The following is a 12,368-nucleotide window of genomic DNA, read 5'->3' on the forward strand; positions in this document are numbered from 1 at the left end:
ATATCGACGGTGCCGTACGGCGTCACCGATGCCCCCGAGCGGCCCTCGGGGGGTTCAACTGCCGCTCAAAAGGGGCGCATTCGGTGGCGCACGTGCCGCCCGGTCGCCCCTCCCGCAAGCCTCCTTCGTGGCAGCATGGGGACTCTGTTCCTGTGATTTCCTCTGATTCCTTCTGACGAGGTTCTGTCCACAACCTGTGGAGGCGGCGATGCGGTGGTTGGTGGGGTGGAGCAGTACCGCCGCCGGGCCCGTGCGGTTCGGGTCCGCGGGCTCGACCGGACCCGACGGGGAGACCGTCCACCCCGTGGGCTCCCAGCTCCTGTGGGGTGACCCCGACCCGCTGTGGGCGGTCGGCGACTGGCGCCCGGACGAGGTCAGGATCGTCAGCGCCGACGAGCAGACCCGTATCGCCGTACTCGGCACCTGCGGCGCCACCGACGAGCAGCTGCGGGTCGGCCTGTTCGCCGCGCGCGGGGGCGCCCTGCGTCACCTCACCGCCTGGTCCGGCAGCTACACCGCCGTCGTCCAGGTCGGCAGGCGCCTCATGGTCGCCGGTGATCTCGCGGGCGCGCGCCCCGTGTTCTACACGCCGTGGGCCGGCGGCACCGCGTACGCGACGGCCGCCCTGCCGCTCGCCGACCTCATCGAGGCCCACCTCGACATCGGCCATCTCGCGGCCCTGCTCGCCGCCCCCGACGTGCCCGAGGCCCTGCACGACTCGACGCCGTACCAGGGCGTACGCCGCATCCCGCCGGGCCACGCGCTGATCCTGCGCGCCGGTGCCCGAGAGATCGCCGGCTACGAACCGGTCGCATCGCTCGCCGTCGCCGCCCCCTCCGCCGACCCGGCCGGCGCGGTGGACGCCCTGCGCGACGCGCTCGTCGAGGCCGTACGCGCCCGGCTCGCCGCGCCCCGGCATGTCCCCGGCGCCGACATCGACCCGGGGCCCGTCCCCGGCATGGGCCCCGCCGAGCGGCGCGCCGCCCGCGGGATGCCTGTGCCCGGCATCGGCGCCGACCTCTCCGGAGGACCCGCGTCCGGGACACTCGCGCTGCTCGCGGCCGGACTGCCCGGACTGCCCGGCACGGTCCTCGGCCACGGCACGGGCGCGGGCGAGCGCCTCCTCGCCGTCACCTTCAACGACCTGTCCGCGGGCGCCGACGGACGCGAGGCCGAACTCCAGCGCGCGGGCGCCATCGCCGCGAACCCGCGCCTGCACCACGTCGTCGTCACCGCGGGCGAAGAGGCCCTCCCCTACGCCGAGTTGGACGGCCACCTCACCGACGAACCCGGCCCCTCCCTGATCACCGCCGCCCGCCACCGCGCGCGCCTCCTGTCGGGCAGCGCCGACCACTTCACCGGCTACGGCGCCCGCCAGGTCCTCGACGCGCACCCGGCCCGCCTCGCCGACCTCCTCATGGACCGGCGCCGGCGCCACATGGTCAAGCCGGTCGCCGCGCTAGCCAAGGCGGACGGCGGCTCCGTGCTGGTGCCCGCGCGCGTGTACGGCGCGGCGCGCAAGCTGGCCCGCACGCCGTACAGGGCGGGCGTCGAAAGCCTTGCGGAGCGGCTGTTGCAGCGGAACTTCGAGGATCCGGACGGCGAGGCGGGCGCCGTCGGCGCATCGCTCGCGGCCCTCGCGTGGGCGAGACCGGGGCCCGCCGCGCGCTGGCTGACGGGCGAGGCCCTCGCTGAAGTATCGGTTCGTCTCCAGGACGGCGCGACGCGTCCGGGGCCAGGACCGGGGCAGCGGCCGGGTGTGTTCCGGGCCCGCGCCGCCCTCGCCCGCCACGCGGCCGACCTGCGCGTCCTCGAACAGGCCGCCGAGGTCCGCTTCCAGCGCCTGCACGCCCCCTTCCTGGACAACCAGGTCGTCCGCGCCTCCCGCGCCCTGCCCGAGGCGCTCCGCGTGCGGCCCGGTGCCCGCGCCGACATCCTGCGCGCCGTCCTCGAAGGCGCCGGCGTCAGCGAACTCCCCGCCGGATGGGGCGCGCCCTCGCACGCGTCGTCCGCCGCGGCGGCCCGCACCGGCCTGCGCGTCGCTGCCGACCACCTCATCCAGCTCTTCGACACCCCGCTCCTCGCCCAGACCGGCCTGATCGAGGCCCGCGTCGTCCGCAAGGCCCTGCGCGCGGCGGCCGACGGCGAACCCCTGCCGCTGGACGGCCTCGCCGACCTGGTCTCCCTCGAACTCTGGCTGCGTCGCCTCATCGCCCGCCGCGGCACCTGCTGGACCGGCACCCCGGCCCGTCAGCGCGCCGTCCCCACGGGGAGCGTCGCACCGCAGCGGGGCGCGCTGGGCGCCGGGCGCTGAAGAGCCGTACCCCCAGCACCCTCGAACCGGAATCCGCGCGACTGAGGCCGCCCCCACCCGTGAGAATGGACCCGTGCGGTACCGAATTCTGGGCGTCACCGAGGCGTACGACGATCAAGGCACCCCCCTGCCCGTCGGCGGACAGCGGCTGCGCGCCCTGCTCACGTCGCTCGCCCTGCACGCCGGCCGAACCGCCCCCGCGGACGCGCTCATCGACGACGTATGGGCCGACGAGCCGCCGGCCGACGCGACCGCCGCCCTCCAAGCCCTCGTCGGCCGGCTCCGCCGCGCCCTCGGCAAGAACGCCGTCACATCGGAGGCGGGCGGCGGCTACCGCCTCGCCGCCCGCCCCGAGGACGTGGACCTGTACGTCTTCGAGCGCCTCGTACGTGCGGGAACGGCCGCTCTCACGGCACACGACCCGGCGACCGCCTCCCGCGCCCTGGGCGACGCGCTCGCCCTGTGGCGCGGGCCCGCCCTCGCCGACCTCGCCGACCGCACCGCCGCGACCCGCCCCGAGGCCCGGCGCCTCGAAGCGGCACGCGCGCGCGTGGCGGCCGATCTGCAACTCGGCCGCGCCGCGGACGTCGTACCGGAGCTGGCCGAACTCACGCACGCCCACCCGTACGACGAGCCGCTGCACGCCCTGCTCATCCGCGCCCTGCGTGACGCGGGCCGCGGCGCCGACGCGCTCGCCGCCTACGAGACGGCCCGCCGAACCCTCGCCGACGGCCTCGGCGCGGACCCCGGACCCGAACTGGCCGCCCTGTACGCCGACCTGCTCGACCCCGCCCGCGACTCCGGCCGCCCGGCGCCACCCCGGCAGCCCCAGCGCGACGGCAACCTGCGGCCACGCCTCAACTCGTTCGTCGGCCGGGAACCCGAACTCGAAGCCATCCGTGGCGACTTGCGTGCGGCCCGACTCGTCACCCTCACCGGACCCGGCGGCTCCGGCAAGACCCGCCTCGCCGAGGAGGCCGCCGCCGAACACCCCCGCGCCTGGCTCGCCGAACTCGCCCCGCTGGACCAGCCCGAGGCCGTGGCCGGCGCCGTCGTCAGCGCCCTCGGCCTGCGCGAGACCGTCCTGATGACCAGCGAACACACGGCGCCGCAGGACGACCCCGTGGCGCTGCTCGTCGAACACTGCGCCGCGCGCAGCCTGCTCCTGATCCTCGACAACTGCGAACACGTCATCGGCGCGGCGGCCGCGCTCGCCGAGACCCTCCTCACCCACTGCCCCGGCCTCACGGTCCTCGCCACCAGCCGCGAACCCCTGGGCGTGCCCGGTGAGGCCGTGCGCCCCGTCGAACCCCTGCCACCCGACCCGGCGCACCGCCTGTTCGCGGAGCGCGCCCGCGCCGTGCGCCCCGACTTCGACGTCACTGGCGACCCCGAGGCCGTGGCCGAGATCTGCCGCCGCCTCGACGGCCTGCCGCTCGCCATCGAGCTGGCCGCGGCCCGCCTCAGGCTGCTCACCCCCCGCCAGATCGCGGACCGGCTCGACGACCGCTTCCGCCTGCTGACCAGCGGCAGCCGCACCGTACTGCCCCGCCAGCAGACCCTGCGCGCCGTCGTCGACTGGTCCTGGGACCTCCTCGACGAGCAGGAGCGCACGGTCCTGCGCGAGGCGTCCGTCTTCGCCGGCGGCTGGGACCTGGAAGCCGCGGAGGCCGTCTGCACCGGACCCGCATCCGACCTGATCGGCGCGCTCGTCGACAAGTCCCTCCTGGTGGCCACCCCGGGCGACGGCAGCATGCGGTACCGGATGCTGGAGACGATCCACGAGTACGCGACCGAACGCGCCGCCGAGACACCACAACTGCGTACCGAGGCCGAGCGGCGCCACGTCGCCTACTTCCGCGCCCTCGTCGAGAAGGCCGACCCGCTCCTGCGCTCCGCCGAGCAACTCCCGTGGATCGAGCGCCTGGAGACGGAGCTCGACAACCTCCGCGCCGCGCTCCACCGCTCCACGGCCACCGGCGACACGGAGTCCGCGGTCGAACTCGCCCTCTCCACCGGCTGGTTCTGGTGGCTGCGTAATTACCGCAGAGAGGGAGCGGAGTGGATCGGTCACATCCTGCGGGAGCTGCTCCCGACGCCCCGCCCGGAGCGCCCGTCCCCGTCCGACTGCCGGGTTCCCCCGCGCGACGGCCGGACGTTCCCGGTGGTGGGCGATCTGGCGGACGAGGACGACCCCCTGTACTGGCGGCTCATGGAGCTGCGGCTGCTGCACATCTTCTTCGTGGCCCAGACCCTGCCCGAGAGCGCCCTGCGAGGGGAGGCCGACCGGGAGTACCTCATGCGGGTGCGCGACGCCTTCGCTCGGCCCGGGCCCGCGGGTGCCCGCTTCCCTGGCATCATCTGGCCGTTCACCGTGCACTTCCTGGACAATCCGGAGGACGTCAGGACCGCCCTCGACCAGGCCGTCGCCAACTGCCGTGTGTACGGCGGCGCGTGGGAGATCGGCGTCACCCTGATGTTCCGTACGCACACGGCCGTAGACGGGCCGGGCAACCTCACGGGCGTCGACGACGACGTCGCCGAGCTGCGGACCATCAGCCGCCGCGTCGGGGACCGGTGGATGCGCGCCCAGGTGTGCAGCGCAGCCGGGGAGGCGGCCGTCGCGCGCAGCCGGTTCGACGAGGCGAAGGGCGAGTTCGAGGAGGCACTGCGCCTCGCCTACGAGGTCGGCGCGTACGCGGAGGCGCCGTTCCTCATCGCCCGGCTCGGCGAGATCGCCTACCGCTCCGGCGAACGCGACGCGGCGCGCAAGCTCCTGACCGAGGCGATCGGGGAGGCCGACCGGTACGGGGTGCCGGACCCCCACGCGTACGTGCTGCTCCTGAACGCCTTGATGGCGGTGGAGGACGGCGAGGTGGCGCGGGCCCGCGTGCTGTGCGACGACGCGGCCACGGAGTCGTCGCGGGGCACCCCGCCACCGCAGTTCACGGCGCTCGTCGGCGGTGTCGACGCGCGGATCACGGCGGCCGAGTCGGGGCCCGCGCGCGGCCTCGCGGTCCTCACGGAGGCCCTGCGGTACGCGGTCGAGAACCGCTGCGCGGAGAGTGTCAACGCGGATCTCGCGGGCCGCGGGGCGATCTTCCTGGCCCAGCTGGGCGACACGGAGGGCGCGGTACGGGTGGTGGCCGCGTCCGACGGCTGGCGCGGTGTCTCCGAGCGGCCCCAGCCCGAACGCGCCGAGATCGAGGCGCTGGAGACGGAGGCGGCCGCCGCGCTGGGCGCCGCCCGGTACGCCGAAGCGCGCGCCGCGGGCGCGGGGCACACGGCGGCCGAGGAGGTCACGTTCCTGACGGAACGCGTCAGCCGCTTCAACTGAGGCCCCTCAACTGAGGCAGCTCACCGGCAGGTGAAACGGGACTCCGCCCAGTCCCCGACCGCGAGCGAGTCGAGCTTCGTCTGAGGCTCGGTGACCAGCCGGATCGCCTTGCGTCCCGCGAGATTCACATGAACCGGAACGGCCGGGTCCCCACCCCTGAGGACCTGCGACTTCCACAGCCGCACCCCGTCCGCGTACACGGAGAACCGCACCGCTCCCGTGCCGAGCGTCATGTCGTCGACACCGGCGAAGGCGTCGTACGCGGCGCAGCTGCGGTTGAGGTCGATGGTCACGGAGGAGTTCGCGTGGACGGTGACCCCGTTCGCGTACTCCTTGTCCGCGACGCGCAGGCCCCACCGCTGCCACACCCAGCTGCTCTCGCCGGGCCGGATCTCCGGCTTGGTGCCGTCGCCGAGTCCGGCGTACGACAGCTGGTTCAGCTGGTAGACGGCCGGGGCGGGCGGCGGGGGAGGCGTGGGCTTCGGGGTGGGTTCCGGCGTCGGCTTCGGAGGCGGCGTCGGCTTGGGCGTGGGCTTCGGCGCCGGGTTCGAGATGAGGGTCGGCTTCGGCGCGGGCCTGGGGGGAGGCGTCGGCTGCGGGGCCGGCGGCTCGGGCTTCGGCTCGGGGGGAGGCGTCGGCTTCGGCGGGGTGATGGGCTGCGAGACCGCCGGCTTCTCCTTGTGCGCCTCCGGCTTGGGCTTCTGCGGGTCACCCGCGAGGGCGATCGCCACCGCCACGGCCACGCCCGCCGCGACCACACCGGCTGCGATGCCCGCCTTCACGGGCGCGCCGAGCCCCTCGGACGCCGCGGCGCCACCGCCCGCGCCCCCTCCGGAGCTGCCGCCCGCCGCGGCCGCCGCACCGGCGCCCGCCACGCTCGCGGCGCCGCCCCCGATGAGCGCGACCACCTTCGCGTACCCGGCGGCACCGAACCAGCCGATGACCGCGACCGGCACGACACCCGGGATCCCGCTGGCCACTTCCTTGATCTGACCGGCGGCGAGCCGGCACCTGACGCACTCCTCCAGGTGCTTGCGCAGACCGCGTTCGGCCCGGGTGCGCAGGCTGCCGCGGGCGTACGCGCCGAGCCGGTCGGCGTAGCGCGCGCACTCCTCGTCCTGGGTGAGGGTGGTACTCACGTGGGCCTGGAGGTACGCCTCCTTGAGGCCCTCGCGGGCGCGCTTGGCCAGCACGCGCGTGCCGTTGGCGTCGAGCCCGAAGAGCGTGGCGACCTCACTGGGCGACTCGTCCTCGATCTCCGTGTGCCACAGGACGGCCTGCCAGCGCTCGGGCAGGGACCGGAAGGCCTGCATGGCCATGGACTGCTCGGCCTCGTGCATCGCGCGGACGTCGGCGCCGAGATCCAGCGTGTCGTCGTCGGAGACCTCGCTGGAGCGGGCGGCCTGCTGGGCGAACACCGCGAAGTCCTCGACCAGGTGTTCGCGCTTCGCCGACTTCGTCCAGCCCGCGGCGACGCGGCGCACGGTGGTCAGCAGATAGGCGCGCACCGCGTGCTCGGGCCCGCTGCCGCCGCGCACGGCCTGAAGCATGCGCGCGAACACCTCGGCCGTGAGGTCGTCGGCGGTGTGCCCGTCCCGGCAGCAGGTGCGTGCGTAACGGTGGACGGCGGCCGAGTGCCGGCGGTACAGCTCCTCGTACGCGGTGTCGTCGCCGGACCGCATACGGGCGATCAGGTCGGCGTCCGCCGGAGGCGTGTCCCGCGGGGGCGGCAGGGCGGACGTGCCGGAGCCGGCGCCGGGCTCGCGCTGCTGCGGGACGCTCGGGCCGGAGAGGTCCCCGCCCGGGGCTTCGGAGGTCTCGGAGGGACCGGAAGAGCCGGAGGGTTCGGAGCCCGGCGAGTCGTCCCGGGGTGGACCTCCCTGGCTCGGCACCTGCCGCGCGGACAGCCCACCGGTCTCGGTGCCGCCCGCACCACTGCTCTCGAGTGGCTCGTCCCGCCCGTCAACGCTCATCGCGGAAAGCCCCCGAATGCACACTCAGACCCGAACACGCGGGAAAGAGTGCCACACGGGTGGCCCACACCGCCTGCCCGTGCTCGGCAACCACTCATCCGTGGAAACTTCGTACAACGAAGTACTAGCTTTCACTCGTACGGGTAGTGATCAACGGGCGTGCCAAAAACGGGAGTTGGCCGCGCGCGACGCACATGCGCCACCCACGGCCGTCCCCACACCTGCCGCGGCCCCTCGCGGAGCCCAGCCCTACGCCGTGCCGCCCGCCCCTACGCGGGCCGCGACCGCAGCCCTTCGAGCAGGATGTCCAGAAGTCGCGACGACGCCGCGGCCTGCTGTGCCGCGTCCGGCAGCGAAGGCGCCGCCGTGGCGATGACCAGCAGCACGTCCGCCACCGTCACGTCCTCGCGGAGCTCCGACGCCGCGCGCGCCCGGTCCACGAGCTGCCCGACGACGTCGAGCAGCGCCGCGACGCCCGCGTCGTCCGCCGGTACGGCCTCGGTGACCGGGGACGTGCGCTGCTCCACGAGACGCAGGTCGGGCGGGACGACGGCGTGCCGCTGCTGCGGAACCCGCGTCTCGTCCCGGACCGCGCCCGCCGCGTCGGCCGGCTCGTCGGCGACGCCGACGCGCAGCACCTGCGGAGGCAGCAGCCGCCCCGCACCGGAGGCGACGGACGTGCGCAGGAAGCGCGACAGCGCCGACCACGGCTCGTCCTCCTGGCCGAGGGCGGCACGCGCCTGGTCGGTCAGCCGGGAGGTCTCCTCCTCGGCTATGCGCCGCACCAGTACGTCCTTGCTCGGGAAGCGCCGGTACACCGTGCCGACACCGACCCGGGCGCGCCGCGCCACGTCCTCCATCGGCGCGCCGTACCCCAGCTCGCCGAAGACCTCGCGCGCCGCGCGCAGAACGTGCTCAAGATTGCGCTGGGCATCCACCCGGAGCGGCGCCGCACGCGAACTGTCGCCCGCGCCGCGACCGTTACCGCCCGCGGCGGCCGGTCCGCCGGCCACGGCCGAAGCGGAAGCCGTCGAAGTCCATTGAGAGTCCTGAATGTGCATATGTGTTCCCCCGGTAATGACGTCTCCCCCCGGAGACTCTCCCCGCCATCGGCAACCGGAGCGTGAGGAACAGGCCAGTTCCACGGATCCGTCCGACGGATCCGTCAGCGCATCCCCCGACACCCCGACAGCACACGAACATAGTTGAGCCGGAGTCAATTCAGAAGGGGCAGGTTCCGCACGGAGCGCCCCCCGAACGGAGTAAGCGGCGATTCCACCCCGATTGCACCCCCGCACCTCACCCGTCACATGTGCGCTGACCTGCGGACATGTCCCGGACTCCGGCAATTCGCCCACCCGGCGGCCGGCGTAAGTGCCGGTCACACAATTTGCCGGGGCTGTGGACAAACTCAAGTGGCCGATGCGTCATGGGGTGGTGTCGATGCCGAAGACTGCTTCTTCCCGGGGGACGGCCCCGGAAGTCCCGCGTACGCGCGTCCTCGTCGTAGGGGGCGGCTATGTCGGGATGTACACCGCCCTGCGCCTCCAGCAGAAACTCAAACCGGAACTGAGAAGCGGCCGGACCGAGATCGTCGTCGTCACCCCCGACCCGTACATGACCTACCAGCCGTTCCTGCCCGAGGCCGCCGCCGGATCCATCTCGCCGCGCCACGTCGTCGTGCCGCTGCGCCGCGTCCTCGGCCGCTGTCGCGTCATCGTCGGCGAGGTCAAATCCGTCGACCACAGCAAGCGCACCGCCACGTTCACCACCCTGGCCACCGAGGAGGAGGGCACGGGCGCCGTCGAGATCACGTACGACGAACTCGTCCTGGCCCCCGGCTCCGTCTCGCGCACCCTGCCCGTGCCGGGACTCGCCGACCACGGCATCGGCTTCAAGACCGTTGAAGAGGCCATCGGGCTGCGCAACCACGTCATCGAACAGCTGGACATCGCCTCCTCGACCCGCGACCCCGCCATCCGCGACGAGGCCCTCACCTTCGTCTTCGTAGGGGGCGGTTACGCCGGTGTGGAGGCACTCGGCGAACTCGAGGACATGGCCCGCTACGCCGCGGGTTACTACCACAACGTCACCGCGGACGACCTGAAATGGATCCTCGTCGAGGCCAGCGACCGCATCCTCCCCGAGGTCGGCGAGGAAATGGGCCGCTACACCGTCAGCGAACTGCGCCGCCGCAACATCGACGTACGCCTGCGGACGCGGCTCGAATCCTGCGAGGACCGGGTCGCCGTCCTCGACGACGGCTCCCGCTTCCCGACCCGCACCGTCGTGTGGACCGCGGGCGTCAAACCCCACCCCGTGCTCGCCGCGACCGACCTGCCGCGCAACGAACGCGGCCGCCTCAAATGCACCGCCCAGCTCGCCGTCGACGGCGCCCCGCACGCATGGGGCGCGGGCGACGCGGCAGCGGTCCCCGACATCACGGCCGGCGAGGAGGGCAAGGAATGCGCGCCCAACGCCCAGCACGCGGTGCGCCAGGCCAGAGTCCTCGGCGACAACATCGCGGCCTCCCTGCGCGGCGAGCCCCTGACGGACTACGCGCACGAATACGCCGGCTCCGTCGCCTCGCTCGGCCTGCACAAGGGTGTCGCCCATGTCTACGGGCGCAGGCTGAAGGGCTACCCTGCCTGGTTCATGCACCGCGTCTACCATCTGAGCCGGGTGCCGACCGTGAACCGGAAGGCCCGTGTCCTGAGCGAATGGATACTCTCCGGGCTCTTCAAGCGCGAGATCGTCTCCCTCGGCTCGCTCGAACGACCGCGTGCGGAGTTCGAACTCGCGGCCGGGGGAAACCCGCCCGGCAGCCCTCCGTCGCACCCGCCGCGGGACCCGAAGGGGTCGACCTGACCGGACCGGGGAACTCCCCCTCAAGCACCGGCGTCTGACGGATGTCAGTCCGGTCGGTCAGACTGGTCCATGACCCAGGCCGGCCCCAGACCGTGGGCGGACCGACCGCCACGTTGCCCTTCCCCGCTGCTCCCGGCCCCGGCCGGGCAGGGGAGCCCCCACCCGACCTCACGAGGCTTTCCCCATAGTGAACTTCACGCGCTGGAGCGCCCGGCTCCCCGGAACGCAGCGCCGCGCGGCAGCGCGGTCCGACCATGGCGTCTCCCAAAGCCAGCGAGGGGAAGGCGCCGTGCCCGCCGCCCGCCACGAACACGCTTCCGACGGCGACGCGTCCACGCCCGCTGCCGGCATCGACGCACTGCCCGCACGCGAGGTCCTCGACCGCATCCCCGCCCTCGTCGCCCTCGTCCACGGCCCCGACCACCGCATCGCGTACGTGAACGACGCGTACGTCGCGGCCTTCGGCGACCGCCCCACCGGCGCGCCCGCGCGCGAGGCGCTGCCCGAGCTGGAGGAACTCGGCCTGCTGCCACTGCTCGACCAGGTCCTGCGCAGCGCCAAGCCGCGCACGGTCAAGTCCCGCAAGGTGGCCGGCGGCCGCTCGTACACGTTCACCTGCACACCCGTGACGGTGCCGGCCGACGGCGCAGAGGGTGCACACGAAGGGGCGGGCGGCTCCGGTGTGCTGGTCTTCGCGGCGGACGTCACCGACCACGCCGAGGCCGCCGAGCGGTTGCGCGCCAGCGAGCGCCGCCAGCGCGAGACCGCCGTCACCCTCCAGCGCTCCCTCCTGCCCCAGGAGCTGGAACAGCCCGACGACCTGCGCATCGCGGCCACCTACCAGCCCGGTGGCACCGAGGCCGCGGTCGGCGGCGACTGGTACGACGTGATCACCCTCGGTGGCGGCCGCACCGCCCTCGTCATCGGCGACGTCATGGGCCGCGGGGTGCGCGCCGCGGCCGTCATGGGCCAGCTGCGCACCGCCGTCCGCGCCTACGCCCGCCTCGACCTGCCGCCGCACGAGGTGCTCCAGCTCCTCGACGGCCTCGCCATCGAGATCGACGCCAATCAGATCGCCACCTGCGTCTACGCGGTCCACGACCCGAACGAGGGCCGCCTCGTGTACGCGTCGGCAGGCCACCTCCCCATCCTCGTACGCGACGAGAGCGGCACGATCCACCGCGCGGAAGAGCCCACCGGGCCCCCGCTCGGCACCGGCGGCTGGCTGCACGCCTCGGGATCGGTGCCGCTCGGCCCCGGATCGACCGCCGTCATGTACACCGACGGCCTGGTCGAACGCAGGGACGAGGACATCGACGAGGGCGTCGCGGCCCTGGAGCGCGCGCTCGCCGGCGCCACCGGCACACCCCAGGTCGTGTGCGACCGCCTGATCCGCGCGGCAGGCGTCACCGCGGACCACGACGACGACGTGGCCGTCCTCGTCCTCCAGCACCCGGCGCGCACGGGACCCGACGGAGAGCTGTTCCGCAACGCCGCCCTGGAACTCCTCGGTGGCGTCGAAGCGGCCCCACGCGCGCGTGCCTTCGCCTCCGGGGTACTCGCCAGCTGGCGCTTCTCGCCCGAGCTGCATGACCTGGGCGTCCTGGCCGCCAGCGAACTCGTCGCCAACTCGCTCCAGCACGGCACCCCGCCCATGCGCCTCAGGCTCCGCCGCACCGACCGCCGACTGATCATCGAGGTCACCGACGGCGACGACCACCTCCCGCGCCGCCGCCGTGCCGAACCCGCCGACGAGGCGGGCCGGGGCATCGCCATCGTCGCCACGATCGCCTCGAACTGGGGATCACGGCGCACCCCGGGCGGCGGCAAGGCGGTCTGGTGCGAATTCGCCCTGCCGCGGACCCCGTAATCCGGA

The 12,368-nt window shown here is 74.1% G+C and carries 6 protein-coding genes; 4 read left to right on the forward strand and 2 right to left on the reverse strand.

Annotation, left to right across the window (positions count from 1 at the left end; genetic code table 11):
• The first annotated feature begins 208 nt into the window (after positions 1 to 208).
• The gene (locus tag OG758_RS26640) at positions 209 to 2,314 is read left to right on the forward strand and encodes an asparagine synthase-related protein (RefSeq protein WP_326712265.1); all 2,106 of its coding nucleotides are present in this window, start codon (positions 209 to 211) and stop codon (positions 2,312 to 2,314) included.
• Positions 2,315 to 2,387: 73 nt separating this feature from the next.
• Positions 2,388 to 5,651 carry a BTAD domain-containing putative transcriptional regulator gene (locus tag OG758_RS26645; protein WP_326712266.1) on the forward strand — a complete coding sequence of 1,088 codons (3,264 nt, stop codon included), beginning with the start codon at positions 2,388 to 2,390 and terminating at the stop codon, positions 5,649 to 5,651.
• Positions 5,652 to 5,671: 20 nt separating this feature from the next.
• Here OG758_RS26645 and OG758_RS26650 read toward each other — a convergent pair whose 3' ends face one another.
• Positions 5,672 to 7,624, reverse strand: a complete 1,953-nt coding sequence (locus OG758_RS26650) for a sigma-70 family RNA polymerase sigma factor (RefSeq protein WP_326712267.1) — start codon at positions 7,622 to 7,624, stop codon at positions 5,672 to 5,674.
• A gap of 269 nt (positions 7,625 to 7,893) precedes the next feature.
• The gene (locus tag OG758_RS26655) at positions 7,894 to 8,685 is read right to left on the reverse strand and encodes a TetR/AcrR family transcriptional regulator (RefSeq protein WP_326712268.1); all 792 of its coding nucleotides are present in this window, start codon (positions 8,683 to 8,685) and stop codon (positions 7,894 to 7,896) included.
• A gap of 382 nt (positions 8,686 to 9,067) precedes the next feature.
• On the opposite strand from OG758_RS26655, the gene OG758_RS26660 reads away from it, so the two are divergent.
• Together OG758_RS26660 and OG758_RS26665 are read left to right on the forward strand one after the other, a co-directional pair.
• The gene (locus OG758_RS26660; protein ID WP_326712269.1) at positions 9,068 to 10,492 is read left to right on the forward strand and encodes an NAD(P)/FAD-dependent oxidoreductase; all 1,425 of its coding nucleotides are present in this window, start codon (positions 9,068 to 9,070) and stop codon (positions 10,490 to 10,492) included.
• Positions 10,493 to 10,679: 187 nt separating this feature from the next.
• Positions 10,680 to 12,362: an ATP-binding SpoIIE family protein phosphatase gene (locus tag OG758_RS26665; protein ID WP_326712270.1), complete on the forward strand. Its 1,683-nt coding sequence runs from the start codon at positions 10,680 to 10,682 to the stop codon at positions 12,360 to 12,362.
• Positions 12,363 to 12,368 lie beyond the last annotated feature (6 nt).

Source organism: Streptomyces sp. NBC_01474, assembly GCF_035918215.1.
Lineage (GTDB): Bacteria > Actinomycetota > Actinomycetes > Streptomycetales > Streptomycetaceae > Streptomyces > Streptomyces aureus.

What these genes read in the sequence shown, in the direction of transcription:
- OG758_RS26640 (WP_326712265.1), top strand. Translation starts at nt 209, where the DNA reads ATGCGGTGGTTGGTGGGGTGGAGCAGTACCGCCGCCGGGCCCGTGCGG.
- OG758_RS26650 (WP_326712267.1), bottom strand. Translation starts at nt 7,624, where the DNA reads ATGAGCGTTGACGGGCGGGACGAGCCACTCGAGAGCAGTGGTGCGGGC.
- OG758_RS26655 (WP_326712268.1), bottom strand. Translation starts at nt 8,685, where the DNA reads ATGCACATTCAGGACTCTCAATGGACTTCGACGGCTTCCGCTTCGGCC.
- OG758_RS26660 (WP_326712269.1), top strand. Translation starts at nt 9,068, where the DNA reads ATGCCGAAGACTGCTTCTTCCCGGGGGACGGCCCCGGAAGTCCCGCGT.